The organism is Streptomyces sp. NPDC005799, from assembly GCF_040630525.1.
Classification (GTDB): Bacteria; Actinomycetota; Actinomycetes; order Streptomycetales; family Streptomycetaceae; genus Streptomyces; species Streptomyces griseorubiginosus_B.
This window is the reverse complement of sequence record NZ_JBEXXQ010000003.1, coordinates 66,295-83,879: the sequence shown is the minus strand read 5'-3', so window position 1 is coordinate 83,879 and position 17,585 is coordinate 66,295. Positions and strand designations below refer to the sequence as shown.

Annotated in this window: 10 protein-coding genes and 2 pseudogenes; 4 read left to right on the top strand and 8 right to left on the bottom strand. The window is 72.6% G+C overall.

The window, feature by feature from the left end; genetic code table 11:
• Positions 1 to 10: 10 nt before the first annotated feature.
• Positions 11 to 2,539: a SpoIIE family protein phosphatase gene (locus ABZ453_RS04020; RefSeq protein ID WP_359011305.1), complete on the bottom strand. Its 2,529-nt coding sequence runs from the start codon at positions 2,537 to 2,539 to the stop codon at positions 11 to 13.
• Between the two features lie 311 nt (positions 2,540 to 2,850).
• Between ABZ453_RS04020 and ABZ453_RS04015 the strand changes: the two genes are divergently transcribed.
• The gene (locus tag ABZ453_RS04015; RefSeq protein ID WP_359011303.1) at positions 2,851 to 3,756 is read left to right on the top strand and encodes a helix-turn-helix transcriptional regulator; all 906 of its coding nucleotides are present in this window, start codon (positions 2,851 to 2,853) and stop codon (positions 3,754 to 3,756) included.
• Between the two features lie 20 nt (positions 3,757 to 3,776).
• Here ABZ453_RS04015 and ABZ453_RS04010 read toward each other — a convergent pair whose 3' ends face one another.
• Positions 3,777 to 4,592 carry an SAM-dependent methyltransferase gene (locus ABZ453_RS04010; protein WP_356773429.1) on the bottom strand — a complete coding sequence of 272 codons (816 nt, stop codon included), beginning with the start codon at positions 4,590 to 4,592 and terminating at the stop codon, positions 3,777 to 3,779.
• Positions 4,593 to 4,850: 258 nt separating this feature from the next.
• Between ABZ453_RS04010 and ABZ453_RS04005 the strand changes: the two genes are divergently transcribed.
• Positions 4,851 to 6,113 (top strand): MFS transporter, encoded by a 1,263-nt coding sequence (locus tag ABZ453_RS04005; RefSeq protein ID WP_359011300.1) that lies wholly within the window; start codon positions 4,851 to 4,853, stop codon positions 6,111 to 6,113.
• Positions 6,114 to 6,199: 86 nt separating this feature from the next.
• A complete protein-coding gene (locus ABZ453_RS04000) occupies positions 6,200 to 6,628 on the top strand; it encodes an OsmC family protein (protein ID WP_359011298.1) in 429 nt (142 codons plus the stop codon).
• Between the two features lie 39 nt (positions 6,629 to 6,667).
• Here ABZ453_RS04000 and ABZ453_RS03995 read toward each other — a convergent pair.
• A pseudogene (locus ABZ453_RS03995) lies at positions 6,668 to 6,881 on the bottom strand (VOC family protein); the annotation flags it as partial.
• Between the two features lie 109 nt (positions 6,882 to 6,990).
• On the opposite strand from ABZ453_RS03995, the gene ABZ453_RS03990 reads away from it, so the two are divergent.
• Complete coding sequence (locus ABZ453_RS03990; protein WP_359011296.1) at positions 6,991 to 8,715, top strand: hypothetical protein; 1,725 nt, start codon at positions 6,991 to 6,993, stop codon at positions 8,713 to 8,715.
• A gap of 69 nt (positions 8,716 to 8,784) precedes the next feature.
• On the opposite strand, the gene ABZ453_RS03985 is transcribed toward ABZ453_RS03990, so the two are convergent.
• The 5 genes and pseudogenes from ABZ453_RS03985 to ABZ453_RS03965 form a co-directional block, all read right to left on the bottom strand.
• Positions 8,785 to 9,426 (bottom strand): cutinase family protein, encoded by a 642-nt coding sequence (locus tag ABZ453_RS03985; protein ID WP_359011294.1) that lies wholly within the window; start codon positions 9,424 to 9,426, stop codon positions 8,785 to 8,787.
• 158 nt (positions 9,427 to 9,584) lie between these two features.
• A pseudogene (locus ABZ453_RS03980) lies at positions 9,585 to 10,812 on the bottom strand (helix-turn-helix domain-containing protein); the annotation flags it as partial.
• 119 nt (positions 10,813 to 10,931) lie between these two features.
• Positions 10,932 to 11,879: an alpha/beta hydrolase family protein gene (locus tag ABZ453_RS03975; protein ID WP_359011292.1), complete on the bottom strand. Its 948-nt coding sequence runs from the start codon at positions 11,877 to 11,879 to the stop codon at positions 10,932 to 10,934.
• 9 nt (positions 11,880 to 11,888) lie between these two features.
• Positions 11,889 to 15,821, bottom strand: coding sequence for an acyltransferase domain-containing protein (locus ABZ453_RS03970; protein ID WP_359011290.1), 3,933 nt, complete (start codon positions 15,819 to 15,821; stop codon positions 11,889 to 11,891).
• Positions 15,818 to 17,560, bottom strand: coding sequence for a fatty acyl-AMP ligase (locus ABZ453_RS03965; RefSeq protein ID WP_359011288.1), 1,743 nt, complete (start codon positions 17,558 to 17,560; stop codon positions 15,818 to 15,820). Before ABZ453_RS03965 ends, ABZ453_RS03970 begins: the two co-directional genes overlap by 4 nt.
• Positions 17,561 to 17,585 lie beyond the last annotated feature (25 nt).

Below are 17,585 nucleotides of genomic sequence, written 5' to 3'. Positions count from 1 at the left end.
GCGGGACCGGTCAACGCGGCGGTGCGTACTCGGTGAGCAGGAGTGCGATGTCGTCCGCCCGGTCGGGGAGGACCTGGCAGACATCCCGCAGCAGCCCGTCCGCCAGATCGTCCAGGCGGCCCCCGCCCAGTCGGGCCAGCGACGCCCGCAGCCGCTCGACGTCGGAGCCGATGTCCGAGTCGCGCCTCTCGATCAACCCGTCCGTGTACAGGGCGAGGACCGACCCGGGAGCCAGACGCAGCTCCGACTCCGGAAAGTGTGCCGCCGCGTCGATGCCGAGCAGGGGGCCGCCGGGCACGTCCAGGATCCTGGTGTGCCCGTCGGACAGGCGCAGCAGGGGCGGGAGATGGCCCGCGCGGACGATGCGCACGGTCCCCGAGCGGGGATGGAGCCGGGCGTAGCAGCAGCTGGCGAGGAGCGCCGGGTCGAGGTCCATGTGGAGCCGGTTGGTGCCGGCGACGACCTCGGCCGGTCGGTGACCGGCGGCGACGAAGGCCCGCATGGCGCTGCGCAGTTGGCCCATGGCGGCCGCGGCGGGGACGTTGTGCCCCTCGACGTCCCCGACGATCAGTGAGACGTCGTCGCCGGTCGGGATGACGTCGTACCAGTCGCCGCCGATCTCCATACCCCGGGTGCCCGGAAGATAGCGCCCGGTGACGCGCAACCCTGGCACGGAGGGCAGCCGGTGCGGCAGCAGCGCGTCCTGCAGACCGCGGGCGAGGGCGAATTCGGCGTCGTAGAGCCTGGCGCGTTCCAGGGCCTGGCCGATCAGGCCGCCCAGGGCGGTGAGGACGCCGCGCTCCTCGTCGGGGAACCGGTGGACGTCGTCGAAGCCGAGCATGCAGCCGCCCACCGGACGGTTGGAGGCGATCAACGGCAGGAACGCCCAGGAGTTGGTGTGACCCACCATGATCCCGGGGTACATGGCCCGCAGCTGCTCCCGTGACTCGACGAAGAGCGGGGCGCCGGAGGTCAGCGCGTCCGTCACGGGCAGTCGGGCGTGCAGCGGGGTGCCTTCGAACCGGGCGAGGAAGCGTTTCGAGTAGCCGCGCTGGGCGAGCAGGTGCAGGCGCTGCTCCTCCACCACGGCTATCGCCAGCTTCTGGCCGCCGAAAGCGGGCAGCAGCTGATCGGCGACGGCATCGAACACCTCGTGCGCGGTGACCGCCTCGGTGAGGGCACTGCCCAGCGAGAGCACCCGGTAGAGGGCACCCACGCGGGAGACCGCGGGCGGAGCGGCCGGCGAGATGGGCGGTACCTCCTCGGCGACCGGTGTACCGGGTCCGGTGCCGGCCGGTACGGGCTGTCGCACGCGTGAGGCCCATCCCGTCATGCCCTGGGCGCCGGGGTGGAGGGAGAAGACCAGCCACTCGTCCGGTGGGCGGCGGACCAGGAAGGAGACCGGCTGCTGGGAGACGACGGCGGCCCGGTAGCGGTCCTCGTACACGGGATCGGCCAGCCAGGGCAGGACGTCCCAGAGGCGCCGGCCGAGGAGTTCGTCCTGGCGGACCCGCAGCAGATCCTCCAGGCTGTGGTTGGCGTAGGCGATGCGCCCGTCGGGAGAGAGCGCGAAGAAACCGTCCGCGAGCCGCTCGATCGCCGCGACGGCGGCCAGGCCGCTCCCGGAGTCGAGCACGGCGCCGACCAGGTGGCACGGGGCCCCCGGGTCGTCGGGGCTCTCCGGCACCCGGCCCCACAGCTCGACGACGCGGTGCCCACCACGGCCGTCGAGGATGCGCAGTCCGTGCGCCAGTACGTGCCCCTCCTCGACCGCGGCACGGGCGGCGGACCGAAAACCGGGCAGATCCGCCGGCTCGACACGGGCCGCCAGCGTGGCCGCCCGTCCGTCGAACTCGCGGGGCTCGATCCCGAGCATCGCGCACAGCTCGTCGTCGGCGGTGAGGGCACCGGTGCCGAGATTCCAGTCGAACAGGCCCACGCGGATCATCGGGGAGGACGGCAGCGGGACCACTACCGGGGCGGTCCCCTCGTCGTACTCACCGAGGTCGCCGCGGGCCCGCAGCCCGGCGAGGGCGGTGCCCAGCCGGTCGGCGGTGGAGCGCAGCTGTCGGCGCTGCGCCCTCGACAGGCCCGTTCCGTCCCGCCTGGCCGTCCACACCACGGCGATGGCGCCGAACGTGCGCCCGCCCGCCCGTACGGGGACCGACGCGGAGCCGAACGGGTAGGGCAGGGCGATCGAGAGCTGGGGGAAGCGCCGCATCGTCTCCTCCGCGCCGGCCAGGTGGACCATGCGCCCGGAGCGGTACGCCTCCGCCACCGGTATACGGCTGCTCACCGGGATCCGACGCCACCCGGTGAGCAGGGAGGGCGGTGACCCGCAGGACGCGGCCACCACGAGCGAGCGATGGTCGCCGGAGAGCAGGAACACGCTTCCGGTATGTGCTCCGGTGACCTCCACGGCATGGATCACGGCCCTGACCAACGCGTCGTCGCGTTCGGGCGCTTCGCCGACACCCGCGGCGCCGAGCGGGTACGAGCTCGATGCCATACCGTTGGCCGACACGCTGCCCTCGATCATCCATGGAGTGCTTGTCCCATTTTAGGGTCATTCGCACCTTGGTGGGGGTCGACGCCGGGGCCGGGTTCACGCGTGAGCCGCGCGGTGGCCGTCATCAGGGGAGGCCGTCCACGATGGGGGGCGCCGTTGGTGCGAGTCGGACCGGGGCGCCCGCGGTGGAGGGACATGGCACCCCCCGTGAGGATCACACACGGACGACGTGGGAGTCGCCGTGAACGTTTGCCGGAACCGGGCCATGTGGGTTCGGTGGAGCCGGGTCCTGGCGTCAACCGGGCCTTACGATGGTGGAGTTCACCGCGAGGAGCATGCCCATGGGTGTCGAAGAGACCGCAAGCACACCGTCCGTCACGGGGGTTCAGGGTGGTCCGTCCGCCGGCCCCATGGTGCCGAGACTGCTCCTGGGGGCGCGGCTGCGGAGGCTGCGGGAGGGGCGGGGTGTCTCCCGTGAGGAGGCGGGGCGGGTCATCCGCGGCTCCCGGTCGAAGATCAGCCGGATGGAGGCCGGGCGGCACGGGTTCAAGCTGCGTGACGTGGCCGATCTGCTCACCCTCTACGGCGTCACGGACGAGGCGGAGCGCGCCACCCTGCTGACGCTGGCCGAGGCGGCCAACACCCCCGCGTGGTGGCAGGACTACCACGACGTGGTGCCCGCCTGGTCGCAGGCCCACCTCGCGGCGGAACAGGCGGCGGCCCTCATCCGCTGCTACGAAGTCCAGCGCGTCCCGGCCCTGTTGCAGACCCGCGACTACGCCCGCGCCGCCATCCGGCTCGCCCACGCGGACGCCTCCGAGGACGAGATCGACCGGCGGCTCGCCTTACGGATGACCCGGCAGCGAATCCTCGACGGCCGGTCGGCGACCCGGCTCTGGGCCGTCATCGACGAGGCGGCGCTGCGCCGCCCGGTGGGCGGCCTGCCCACGATGCGCGCCCAGCTCAGGCATCTCATCGAGATGTGCCGGCATCCGCGGGTCTCCGTCCAGGTCCTGCCGTTCCTCGCCGGTGGTCACTCCGCGGAGAGCGGCCCCATGACCATCGTGCGGCTGCCCGGCAGCGAGTTGCCCGACGTGGTCCACCTCGAACGACTCGCCACCGCGCTCTATCCCGACCGGCCCGCCGACGTCGAGTGCTACTGGGACGCCATGAACCGCCTGGTGGTGGAGGCCGAATCGCCGGACGAGACCCCGACGATCCTCCACCGCATCCTCCAGGAGACCTGACCCGGCGGGCGCCTCGGACGTCAGGGCTTGCGGGCGACACCGCCGTACTGGTGCACCTCCGCGGGCAGACCCCAGGCGCCGTCGTCGGGGCGCCAGCGCGAACACGAGGTCACGCCCGGTTCGAGCAGTTCCAGGCCGTCGAAGTAGCGGGCGATCTGCTCGGGGCTGCGGAGGATGTAGGGGATCGATCCGCCCTCGTTGTACTGCTGGATCGCCTCGAGGTAGGCCTTGCTGGTGTCGGTGCTGTCGTACTGCACCAGGAAGCTGCCCGACGGCAGCCCGGCCACCAGCCGGCGGACGATCGAGCACGCCTCGTCGTGGTCCTCGATATGGCCCAGGATGCCCATCAGCATGAGGGCGACCGGCTTGTCGAAGTCCAGCGTCTTCGCGGCCTCCCGCAGGATCGTCTCCGGATCGCGCAGGTCGGCGTCGACGTAGTTGGTGACGCCCTCCGGGGTGCTGGTGAGCAGGGCCCGCGCGTGGGCCAGGACCAACGGGTCGTTGTCGACATAGACGATCCGGGACTCCGGGGCCACCCGCTGGGCGATCTGGTGGGTGTTGTCCACGTTGGGCAGCCCGGTTCCTATGTCCAGGAACTGGCGGACGCCCTCCTCGCCGGCCAGGTGGCGGACGGCGCGGGCGAGGAAGTAACGGGCGGCGCGGGCACCGGTCTCGATACCGGGGAAGATCTCCCGGAACGCGTCACCGGCCACCCGGTCGACTTCGTAGTTGTCCTTCCCTCCCAGCCAGTAGTTCCAGATCCGGGCCGACTGCGGCACAGAGGTGTCGATCTTGGGCAACGGCTCTCGCTCGGAGTTCTCCGCCTGATCAGCCATGGACGCTCCTGTGGGTACGGGATGGTGGAACCACGGATGGTCGAACGCCGGTCGTCGACGTCCACGTTATTCTCCCAGGCGCGGATCATGTGACTCGTCGGGCCCAATCACCTTGAGTTGTTTGTTTGTTGACGTCGGATCAGTCCAGTGGGCGCGGTGGTGTCCGAGGCGGTCGTGGCGCTTGTTTTGCCGGTTCTTGCATTGCCCACCCATTCGCCCCCACCTAGCCTGGCCCGCGGAGCCGTGGGAAGGACCGGCATGCTGAAGACCGTCCGGGAACAGGCAACAGGTCTCACCAGGGATCAGCGCAACGCCTTCGTCGCCGCCTACCTGGGCTGGGCGATGGACGCCTTCGACTACTTCCTGGTGGTCCTCGTCTACAGCGAGATCGCCGACGATTTCGACGTCTCCCTCACCGACATGGCGTTCCTGACCACCGCCACGCTGGTGATGCGGCCGGTCGGTGCCTTCCTCTTCGGTCTGTGGGCCGACCGCCGGGGCCGCCGGCTGCCGCTCATGGTCGACGTCGTCTTCTACTCGATCGTCGGCTTCGCCTGCGCCTTCGCCCCCAACTACACCGTGCTGCTGGTGCTGCGCCTGCTGTACGGCATCGGCATGGGCGGCGAGTGGGGTCTGGGCGCGGCGCTCGCCATGGAGAAGATCCCGGCGGAGCGGCGCGGATTCTGGTCGGGGCTGCTGCAGAGCGGCTACTCGCTGGGCTATCTGCTCGCCGCCGTGGCTTTCCTCGGTGTCGAACCCGCCTTCGGCTGGCGGGGGTTGTTCGCCTTCAGCCTGGTGCCCGCCCTGGTCGCCCTGTGGGTGCGCACCCGGGTGGAGGAGAGCGAGGTGTGGGAGAAGAGCGTCGCCGTCAACCGCACCCCCGCCCACCAGGTCTTCAGGAACCCGGCGGTGCTGAAGCGCTTCGTGTACCTGGTCGCGCTGATGACCGCCTTCAACTGGATGTCGCACGGCACCCAGGACGTCTACCCGACCTTCGTGAAGAAGGGCCTCGGCCTGTCCGCGGACACCTCCATCGCCATCGCGATCGTCTACAACGTCGGCGCCATCATCGGGGGCGCCCTGCTCGGCGCCCTGTCCGAACAGCTGGGACGCCGCCGTACGATCATGATCGCGGCAACCGGGGGCCTGGTCGTCGTGCCCTTCTTCGTGCTGTCCACCACCGTCGGCTGGCTGATGCTCTCCTCCTTCCTGATGCAGGTCTGCGTCCAGGGGGCCTGGGGCGTCATCCCCGCGCATCTGACCGAGATGAGCCCCGACGCGATCCGCGGCTTCTACCCCGGCGTCACCTACCAGCTCGGCAACCTCATCGCCGCCCTCAACCTGCCGATCCAGGAGGCCATCGCCGAGCGGCACGGCTATCCGTCGGCGATGGCCTGGACCGTGGTCCCCGCGCTGGCCGCGGTGGTCGTGCTGAGCGCCGTCGGCAAGGAGGCCAAGGGCATCCGCTTCGGGACCACGGGCACGCACGCCCCGAGCGCCGCGGCGGCCGACGGTGTGTAGCCGTCGGACGCCGTGGCTGTTTGAACCGGGCCGGTCGCTGCGGAGAGCATGACGGGGTCGAAAGACTCCGAGAGATTGGTTGGTCCATGAGCGAGGGCTCTCTGCGCGCCGTCACCGTCGAGCGCACCGGTCCGGGCCGGTTCACCGCGACGAACGCCCACGGCGCCGCGATCGACTTCGGTACCGGAGACGGTACGGACTTCACCCCCGTCGAACTGCTGCTCGCCGCGCTCGGCGGCTGCACCGCGGTCGACGTGGACGTCGCCACCAGCCGGCACGCGGAGCCCGAGGCGTTCACGGTCACCGTGAGCGGCAACAAGGTCAGCGACGAGCTGGGCAACCGGATGACCGACCTCGAGGTCAGATTCTCGGTCACCTTCCCCGAAGGCGCCTCCGGCGACCGGGCCCGCGCGATCCTGCCCCGGGCGGTCGGCGTCTCCCACGACCGACTGTGCACCGTCAGCCGCACCGTCGAGATCGGCACTCCGGTCATGGCGGTGGTCGAGGACGCCTAGCCGCGTCCGGGCCGGAGGGGGCCCGGTCTGTCCGGAGTTGTTGCGGCAGAGGCAGAAGGGGTGGCCGACGGGGTCGGTGCAGACGGGAAAGCCGTAGCCGTCAGGGCCGATGCAGTCGGTGGAACCGCTCGGGGTGCTCGCTGTCGGACCCCTGCGGGGCGCGGTCGTCCTCCACCTGGATGGAGGCCGGTTCGATCTCGCCGAGCCGGACACCGGCCCAGTGCTCGGTGCTGCCCTCCTTGACCGGGAGCCCTTCAGGACGGCCCCGGCTCGCTGCGTGCCGGTGACAAGCGTGTCGTCGAGTGCTGCGTTGTTGTGAGCACTTGCGGATCGCGCGGGTGTCGCGGTCCTACGGTCCGGCTATGAACACGAGTCGGAGAACAGGAAGGACATGGCGCGGCGCCGCGCTGGCGACGCTGCTGACCGCGGGCGCGCTCACCGCCGCGGCCCCGCAGGCCCAGGGGGACGGCGCGGCCCGGACCGAGACGGCCGTGGCGTCGACGCACCCGGCCGACGGTGTCGTGGAGACGGTGGTGCGGGTGAAGGTGCCGCTGCCGCAGTCGTTCGGGGCCCGCCCGGAGGCCTGCGACTGGTTGTCGTACCTGCGCTACCGCTCCGCCGACGGGCCGAGCCGGCCGGCCGACGCGGACCGGATCCTGGTCGCCCAGCCGGGCATTCTGGAGGGCGCCGGAGCGTTCGACAGCGTCGCCCGCGACACCGTCGCTCGGGCCGCGGAAGAGGGCCGGCACATCGAGTTCTGGGCCCTGGACCGCCGCTCGAACTGTCTGGAGGACCGGACGGGCATCGCCTCCGGCGACGAGCACACGGCCGTCGACTACTACTACCGCGGCAAGCAGGTCGCCGGCCGCACCTTCGCCGGGTACGCCGGCAACGGGCAGCTCGGCTGGCTGGCCAGGCTCGGCATCCGGCAGACCGTGCGGGACGAGTACGACCTGCTCACCGCCGAGTTGCCCGACCGGACGCTGCGGGGACGCAAGGTGCTGTGCGGCGGGCACTCCCTGGGCGGAGTGATCACGGGCTACTTCGCGGCCGCCGACTTCGACGGCGATCCGGCGACCACGGCGGACGCCGGACAGAACCAGTGCGCCGGGTACTTCGCCCTCGACACGACGATCTCCACATCCCTCGCCGACCTCAGCGGCAGCGTGCCGGGCGACACCAACCTGCCCGACGTCGGCATCGGTTACACCGCCGTGCAGGCCGGGCTCGACAGTGGGGTGCTGCCCCGCTCGCTGTCCGCGCCCGTGCTCCTCAACCCCGAGACCATGACCCTGCTCGGCATCGCCGGACTGGGCGCAGTCAAGGCCCCCCGCGCGGAGGCGGACCTGCCCTCCTACCTGCCGTCCAACGTCAACATCGAAGCCACCAACCGCTTCCTGTTCTCCAAGGACACCGCCACCTTCCTCACCGGCTCACCGGCCGTGAAGGACTTCCGGCTCACCAACGACGCCGTGCTCGGCGCGCTGCTGGACGACAACTCCGTACCGCTGGCGTTCCTGCAGAGCAGCGTCGGCTTCTTCGACGGCGGGCCGATCACGGACAAGAACTTCCCGGCAGCCAACGGCACTTCGTCGCAGCCGCAGCTGTTCGGCGTCGAGTACAAGGCCATTCCCGCCGACCCGCACGGACCGCTGTACACCTGGCGGGATTACGACCGTGTCGGCGCCGCCGACGACCCCGGACACCGCTCCGCCGACGGCACCCCCTTCACCAGTGCCTCCAAGGAGGTCACCGACATCCGGGAGCTGGCCCGCAGTCTGGCCGAGCAGCCGCTGGACTTCACCGAGCAGTACTTCCCCACCAAGCTGGTCACCGACATCGAGCTCGCCGGCTCCCCCCAGATCAAACAACTCGTCGCGCACCCCGACGGGTTGACGGCGAACCCGACGCTCACCGTGCTCGCCGGCGACGGGCTCCTCGCGGGCCGCGTCCCGGCCGGCCTGCACCCGGTGGTCGCCCCCGGCTACCAGCACCTCGACGTGCTGACCGCGGCGCCCGTGCAGAACGACGGCAGGCCCGAAGTGGTGTCCACCAGCCTCGCGGGCTTCGCCGCGGAGCCCCGGTAGAGATCCCCCCACAGCCGATCGGACCGGGAGGAGAACCTCCCGGGCCGATCGGCGCTTGGCCGCCCTCGCTCAGACCTTGCCCGCGGCGAAGTTGGCCGCCGCGTCCGCGTCGGCGGTGTAGCCGAGGTGGGCCAGCACGTCGCCGCCGCCGTTCTCACAGATGGGGTCGCCCTTGGCGCAGAAGTCGATGGTGCGGCTCTGGTAGGTGCCGGTGACGCTCTTGCCGAGGGCCCGGATCGGGTTGCCGAACAGAAGCACCGCGGCGACTCGCGGTTCGACCGCCGCGGGGAGGGTCGCCACGATGGGGCTGCCGACCACCGCTCCGGCGCTGCTGATGCCGATCGAGTTGTCGACGACGTTCGCGCCCTGCGAATAGCCGACAAGAACGAATCGCTGATTCGGGCAAGCGGCGGCCTGCGCGTCGACGTGGTTCACCAGATCGGCGTTTCCCTGGGCGGCCGATGTCAGAGAAAGATCGGCCGGGTAATTCACCGCGTAGCTGGATAGGCTTTTGCCTGTCAGTTTCTTCTGCAGCGCGGAGTACACCGGGTCGCCGACGATCAGGCCGAGCGTGCCCGGTTCGAAGGTGCCGCGAGCCGCCACGACGTCGATGTCCGAGCAGGTGGCTGCGGAAGCAGCGGGTTGCGAGAGAGTGGCCAGTCCGGCCCCGCCGGCCAACGAGAGCGCGGCGAGACACAAGCGAATACGCATGGGGATCCTTTGCGGGTCGGGCGCGTGCAGCGCCTGGGGAAAAGGACGATCCCGAAGGTATTCGCGTTCTCTGACGAGGTGTTATGGACGGTAATTCAGGAATGCGCGCTGTTTTTGTTCTGAGGTGAGTCCACCGGGGAAAGCCGGGAGCCGGTGGCCGCCGAACGCAGGGCGAGGATCAGATTCAGGCGGGTGTCGGGGTCGTGCAGGGCGTCCCCGAAGAGCTTCTCCAACTGGCGCAGACGGTAGCGGACCGTCTGAGGATGGACGTGGAGGCGGGCGGCCACGTCCGGGACGTTGCTGCCGCTGAGGAGCCAGGCCAGCAAGGTCTCGGCGAGACGCGGGCGCTGCCCCACGGACGCGGCCTCCAGCGGGGCCAGGGCCTGCGCCTCCAGCTGGGCGAGCAGCGGCTCGTCGGCGTGCAGCAGCAGCGTCGAGAGATGGTCGGCGCAGCGCACCACGCCCTGCCGGGGCAGCACCCCGCGGCCCATCAGCCCCAGCGCCCGTGTCGCTGCGGCCCATCAGCCCCAGCGCCCGTGTCGCCCAGCGCAGCGACTGCGCGGCCTCGGTCACCGCGACCGTCGGCCCGATCGCCGCCGGGCGTCCGCGCAGGCCCAGGACGAAGGACCGGCCGCCGAACCGGCCGGAGCCCTCCGGGTCGGGCACGAGCACCCGTGGCGGCCGGGCCTCCACGTCCACCAGCGCCCCCGGCATCGCCGGCGGCTGATCCGCCGGGTACGGCTCCGTCGTGGCCGCGAGCGCCACCACCGCGACCCGCGCGGGCACCCGCCAGCGTGCCCCGTGTGCCAGGTCCTGCACGGCCTCCAGGGCCACCGGCCCCTCGCCCAGCAGCAGGTCGAGCAGCCGCCTGCGCCGCCGCTCCAGCTCGTGCGTGTTGCGCAACTGCGCCTCGGAGTACCCGGCGGCGGCCGCCTCGGCGACCTCGTGCACGGTACGGAACGCCAGCTCGCCCAGTGCGGCCACCACCGTCGAGTCCAGCCCGAGCTCCTCCGCCGTACGTCCCATCAGCCGCCAGGCGTGCAGGCCGCCGACCCGTAACGCGGACTGCAGCGCGTCCAGGCTGCGGCCCTCCAGCGCCTCCCCGCGGCCGAGTTCGTAGTACGTCGCCGCGATCGCCGCTCCCTGTCCGCGCGGGTCGGCGATGTGGTCGACGAAGAGGGTCAGGGCCTGCACGACCCCGGCGCGGAGGTTCTCCCGGTAGGTACCGTCGGCGGGACGCGCGTACTCGGGGACCTGTCTGCGGACCTCCTCCTCCACCTCGTCGGCCACGCGCTCCAGCTGGGCGCGCAGCAACTCGGCCAGTTCGGGCGGAACCTGGGCGGTGGCGGGGTCGGTGGGAACGCCGCGGGGTGTGGGGACGGCCACGACGGACACTCCTTTCACCCGGAGACGGCTCACCCACGGGCCGTTGCCCGTGGGACGAGGGGGGCGCCCGTTGGACGGGTGTCCCCTGCGCTCCGTTCCGTGCCCCGGCTGCGCCGACATCACTCCGGAAGTCCCAGCGCACCGGCGAGCATCGGCCACGAGGCGGCGAACTCCGCCTTCCAGTAGGCCCAGCTGTGCCCTCCTCCCGCGTAGTAGTGCGTGGTGACCGGGATGCCCAGCAGAGCGAGGGCGTTGGTGAACAGGTGCGCCGAGGGCCACAGCAGACTCTCCAGTGCCTGGGGCAGCCAGTCACCCACGCCCCCGCCCGCGACACCGCTGCCCTGCGACACGTACAGCGGTGTGCCGCGCAGCCCGGTGGCGCGGGCGCGCGGATTGAAGTCGCGCCAGACCAGCGCGTCGAGGATCGGATTGCCCCACAGCGAGCCCGGCGTCAGGTTCTCGCGGGCCACGATCGCGTCCACCAGGGGCGGCACACCGATCGCCGTGGTGTCCAGGATGCCGCTGTAGGAGGCGGCCGCCTTGAACGCGCCGGGCTGCCGGGCCGCGTGCGCCATCGCCCCGTAACCCCCGGTGGAGACCCCCGCGACGGCCCGCACGCCGGACGCCCGGTAGTCGCGGGCCAGCATGGCCGGAACCTCCTGCACCTGGAAGGTCTCGTAGTCCGGACCGCTGCGCCAGACGCTCGGGATGCCGGTGGGGCCCGCGTCCGGCATGGCCACGATCAGCCCACGGCCCTCGGTGAACGCCACGATGTCCGTCTCCCGCGTCCAGGACGTGTAGTCGTCGTGGGCGCCGTGCAGGAGGTACAGGACGGGGTAGGTCCGGGCGGTCTGCGTGGCGAAGTCCGACGGCAGGATCAGCCGGACCGGCGCGCTGCGGCCGAGCGCGGCGGAGGACACGGACACGTCGAAGGTGCGCGGCCCCACCTGGGTCGCGGCCCGGGCGCGTCCGGTGGTGGCCGTGACGCCGAACAGGGCGGCCAGTCCCGTGACGGCCGCTGCCCTGGTGACGGCACGGCGGGACATTACGGCGGGGTGGTGCGGCATGGCGGCTCCTCAGTCCGGTTGGGCGCTTCTCGCAAGGACCTGCCGCAGATGTGCGGCGATCTCGTCGACGTGCGGCGGGTCGAGCAGCGACAGATGGTGTCCCGGGACCTCCACCACCGTCAGGTCCGGGCACACCGCGTCCCAGCCGAGGGCGGCGTCCTCCCGTTCGTAGGCGGGGTCGCGCACGGTGTGCGGGGCGGGCTCGGTGGCCCGGTACAGCACCACCGGCCCGTCGTAGGAACCGGGGCGGTGGGCCTCGCCGACCCTGAGGTCGAGATAGGAGGCGCGCTGGTGCTCCAGCGCGGCGGCCGGCACGTCGGCGGCCTCCCGCAGCGCCCGCAGCACCGTGTCGATGCGCTCGCCGTCGTCGTCCATCGCCACCAACTCGTCGTAGGGCAACGGGAGTCGGATCCCGTAGGTGTCGGCGACGTGCCGGGTGAATCCGGTGAGGTGCGCGCGGATCCGGTCGGCCGGTGTGACGCCGGGGCGGGGGAGCGGCCGTACGGAGTCGATGAGCGCGACGAGCTCCACCTCCCGTCCGTCGGCGGTGAGTTGGCGTGCCGTCTCCTGGGCGAGGAAGCCGCCGAAGGACCAACCGGCCAGCACACAGGGGCCGCTTGAGTGCTGGGCGGTGATCGTCTCTGCGTAACGGCGGGCCTTCTCCTGGACGGTACGGGCGTCCTCGATCCGCTCCAGCGCGTGCACCGGGCGGTCGTCCCCGAGCCGTTCGGCGAGTGCCCGGTAGACGCCGGTGGGGGCGCCGGCCGCGGGGAACAGGAACAGGGGGGACCCGCCGGGCACGGACTGCCGGACGCGGTCGGCCACGTCCGCGACCGTGACGGCTCCCAGCAGGTCACGCAGCGACAGTTCGACCCGGAACTCCCGCTCCAGGGCGGTGCGGATGCGCACGGCCATCAGGGAGTCCAGGCCGAGGTCGGCGAGAGCCGTGGCCGGGGTGATGCGGGCTGCGGGATGGCCGGTGACGGCGGCGATGTGCCGGCCCAGTCGCGCGGCGACGGAGGAGGACGCGTCCCCCGGGGGCGCGGTGGGCTCGGCCCATCGGTCGCTCGCCGGCGCCGTGGCGGGTGTCCGGCCGTCCGTCCACCAGTACCGGGCGTGCCGCCAGCGCGGCGCGGGCAGGTCGACGACCCGGCCGGACGGCGGGGGCAGGGGCAGGCCCGCGGCGTAGAGCGCGCCCAACTCCTGCAGAAACGCGGCGGATCCGTCCGCGTCGCGCCGCAGGGTGCCGACGACGAGGGCGTCCGGCACGTTGTCCGTGACGGACCGCGCCAGCACCGGGTGCGGTGAGACCTCGACGAACATGCCGTGGCCGTCGGCCGCGGCGGCCGCGAGCGCCCGGTCCAGACGCACGGGCCGACGCAGGTTGGCGGCCCAGTGTGCCGCGTCGAAGGCGCAGTCGCCGCGCGGGTCGTCAAGGACGGTGGAGTACACCGGGATGCGAGGAGGCCGGCCGCGGACGTCGGACAGGGCGTCGGACAGGTCCGGCAGCAGTGGATCGACCTGGGGTGAGTGCCCGGCGCCGACCACCCGCATGGACCGGGCGGCCCGCCCCTGCTTCTCCAGCCATCCCACCAGCCGGGCGACCGCTGGATCCTCGCCGGTGACCACCTTCTGCCGGGGCGAGGAGTGGACGGCGATCTGTACTCCCGGGAAGTCCCGCTCCAACAGGGCGAGTTCGTCGTCCTCGAGATCGACGACGGCCATCGCGCCGCCCTGCAGCCTGCTCAGGAGCCGCGCCCGTACGGCGATCACCCGGGCCGCGTCCGGCACGTCCAGCGCGCCGGCGCAGACGGCGGCGGCCACCTCGCCCATGGAGTGGCCGATGACCGCGACCGGTTCCACCCCGTGGGAACGCCACAGTTCGGCGAGGGCCAACTGGAGCGCGAACAGGGCTGGTTGGGCGACCTCCAGGCGGTCGAGACCCTCTCCGGAGGTCAACTGGTCGCGGAGGGAGAACCCGAACTCGCCGGCCGACTGCGCGTCGAGTTTCTCGACGGCCGCCGCGAAGGCCGGTTCCTCGCCCAGCAGCCGGCGCCCCATGCCGGCCCACTGGCTGCCGTACCCGGAGAACACCCACACGGGACCCCGCCCGAGGCGGTCGCGGTCACCGGTGATCAGCAGCTCATGCCCCTGCCCGTGGGCCAACGCGTCCAGTGTGTCCGTCAGTTCGTCCCGGTCGTGTGCGGTGACGGCGGCCCGTACGGGACCGCGCCCCACCCGTCCCGCCAGGGTGCGCGCCACATCGGCCGGGCGCGCTCTGCCGCCCTCCGGCGAACGGAGCCACGCGGCGAGCCGGCCCGCCGTGTCGCGGACCCGCTCGGTGTCGGCGTCGGACAGCAGGTACAGATGGGCGGCGGACTCCTGGGCCGGGAGGGAGTCGACCGGCCACTCCTCCAGCACCGCGTGGGCGTTGGTGCCCCCGAAGCCGAAACCGGAGACTCCTGCCGTCGCGGTGCCGCCGTAGCGCGGCCACGGCTCGGGCTCGGTCACCACGCGCAGCCGGGGGTCCGTGAGCGCGCTGCCGTCGGAGCAGTGCAGCGAGGGCGGGATGCTGTCGTGGTACAGGGCGAGGACCGTCTTCACCACTCCCGCGATGCCCGCCGCGGACTCCAGATGACCGAGGTTGCCCTTGACCGAACCGAGCAGCAACGGCTGGTCGGGATCCCGGTCCGCGCCCAGCACGGCGCCCAGCGCCCCCGCCTCGATCGGGTCGCCGAGCGGAGTGCCGGTGCCGTGCGCCTCCACGTAGTCGATCCCGGCCGGTACCAGGTCGGCTCGCCCGTAGGCCGTCGCCAACAGGGCTTGCTGGGCAGCCGGGTTGGGTGCCAGCAGCCCGTTGGAGCGGCCGTCGGAGTTCACGGCCGTGGCCCGGACGACGGCCAGGACCCGGTCGCCGTCCCGTTCGGCGTCGGACAGCCGCTTCAGGAGGACGGCAGCGCAGCCCTCGCCCCGCCCGATGCCGTCGGCCGACGGGGAGAACGGCTTGCAGCGGCCGTCCGGCGCCAGCGCGCCCGCCCGCTCGAACGCGACGCCGACGACAGGTGACAGCAAGACGTTGACCCCGGCGGCGATCGCCGTCTCGCACTCACCGGTGCGCAGGCTGACACAGGCGTGATGCAGGGCGACCAGGGAGGACGAACACGCCGTGTCCACCGCCATGGTGGGACCGCGGGTGTCCAGGACGTACGCCAGCCGTCCCGCCGTCACGCTCAGGGCCGCGCCCGCCGGGGCCCAGGGATCGACGGCGGCCGGGTCGGCGCCCGTGAGCCTGCCGTACTCGGGGACCGAGACGCCGACGAAGACGCCCGTGGCCGTGCCGGCCAGGGAGGACGCCGGGACGGCGGCATGGTCGAGGGTCTCGTGGACGACCTCCAGCAGGATCCGCTGCTGGGGGTCCATCACCGCGGCCTCGCGCGGTGTGATCCGGAAGAAGTCGGCATCGAACCCGGCGATGTCGTCGAGGTAGCCACCGTAGGCGGGCGCGTCGGCGGGCGGGAAGGCCGTGAAGTCCCGCCAGCGGTCCTCGGGGACGCGGCCGATGGCGTCCACGCCGTCGCACAGCAGCCGCCAGTAGTCGGCCGGGCCGCGCACTCCGCCGGGCAGCCGGCAGCCGACCCCGATGACCGCGACCGGTTCGTCCAGCGCCGGGGAGGGGGTCACCACCGGCGTCTCCGGTGGGGCGGTTCGGTACAGGTGGGCCACCAGATCGTCCCCGGTCGGAGCCTCCCACAGCAGGGTCGGCGGCAGTTCACGGCCCACCAGCCGGGACAGCTCCCCGGCCAGCACCACGGCGTCCCGCGAAGCCATGCCGAGGTCGGTCAGCGGCCGGTCCATCGGGACGTCGGCGACGGCGCTGCCGGTCCAGGCGGCCACCCGTTCCGCGATCAGGCGGCGCAGCGCGGCCTCGTCGGCGGCGCTCACCGAGCGGTCCCGGCCGCGTAGGCGCCCTCCAGATACCGGGTCCGGGTCAGCGCCCGCGACACCTTGCCGCTGGACGTCCGGGGCACCGTGCCCGGCGCGACCAGCACGACGTCCGCCAGCCGCAGTCCGTGCCGTGAGGAGACCGCCGAACGCACGGCCCGCACCAGGCCCGGCAGGTCGATGTCGGCGAGGCTCGTGGTCCGTGCGTGCTCGGCGACGACGACCACCCCCTCACCCGCCCCGCCGGGCACGCCGAAGGCGGCGAGCCGGTCGCGCCGCACCGCGGGATGCGTGTCCTGGACGGTGGCCTCCACGTCCTGCGGGTAGTGGTTGCGGCCGTCGACGACGATCAGGTCCTTCAGCCGCCCCGTGACGATCAACTGGCCGTCCAGCACGGTCCCCAGGTCGCCGGTGCGCAGCCAGCGGCCCGGTGTCTCCCCGGAGAGGGCGGCACCGAAGACGCGCCGGGACTGCGGCTCGTTGTTCCAGTAACCGCGCCCCACGTTGGGACCCCGCACCCAGATCTCGCCGACCTCCCCCTCGGACAGCACGGCACGCGAGACCGGGTCCACGATCCGCACCCGCTGCCCCGCCGGGGTGCCGCAGCCGGCCAGCAGCACGGCTCTGGGGTCGTCCGGCCGGGCGGGCAGCGCCTTCCCCGTGGCCAGCGCGTCCCGGTCGAGGGCGAATCGGGCGAGCGGCTCGCCGGGCCGGGCGGCGCTGACGAAGACGGTCGCCTCGGCCAGCCCGTACGACGGACAGTGGACGTCGGCGTCCAGCCCCTGGGCGGCGAAGGCCGCGTGGAAGCGGTCGGCGGTGCCGGGCCGCACCGGTTCGCTGCCGTTGATCAGCGCGGTGATGCCGTCCAGCCGCAGGTCCGCCTTCTGCGCGTCGGTGACGGCGGAGGCGCAGTAGTCGTAGGCGAAGTTGGGCGCGGCGCTCACCGCGCGCGGATGAGCGGTCAACAGCCTGAGCCAGCGCGCCGGTTCGTGCAGGAAGGCGGCCGGGTCCATCAGGACCGAGAGCAGGCCCCGAGCGACGGGGGCCGCGAGGCTCAGCACCAGGCCCATGTCGTGGTAGAGCGGCAGCCAGCCCACGCAGGTCACCGGGTGCGTGTCGGCGCCGTAGGCGCTCAGGGCCTGGTGGGCGTTGGCGACGACGTTGGCGTGGGTGATCTCCACGCCGGCCGGGGTACGGGTGGAGCCGGAGGTGTACTGCAGGTACGCGGTCGCCTCCGGGTCCGGCTCCGGTGCCCGCCAGTCCTGGGCGGTGCCGTCGGGGACCTGGTCGGCCGCGATGACCGGCACCTCCGCGCGCTCGCAGAAGTCCCTCACCTCCGCGAAGACCCGGCTCGTGGTCAGCACGGCTGCGGGCCGGGCGTCGGCCAGGACCGCCACGAGCCGGTCACCGTGCCCGGGAAGGCCCGGCGGATACAACGGTACGGCGACCAGCCCGGCGGTGAGCGTGGCGAGGAACCCGGCGATGTAGTCCGTGCCCTGCGGGCACAGCAGCGCGACCCGTTCACCGGGGCCGGCCTCCTGGGCGAGCCGGGCGGCGAGCGCCCGGACGCGGGCTTCCAGACGGCGCCAGGTCAGGGTCCGGTGCACGCCGCGCGACCCGGGGGCGGGGTGCTCGACGAAGGTGAACGCCCTGCGGTCGGGGGTGGTTTCGGCCCAGTGCCGCACGTACTCGGGCAGAGTCCGGTACGCGGGCGCGAGCGGGGGGCGGCGGCTGTCCATCGGGCGTGGCTCCTCACATCGCGGT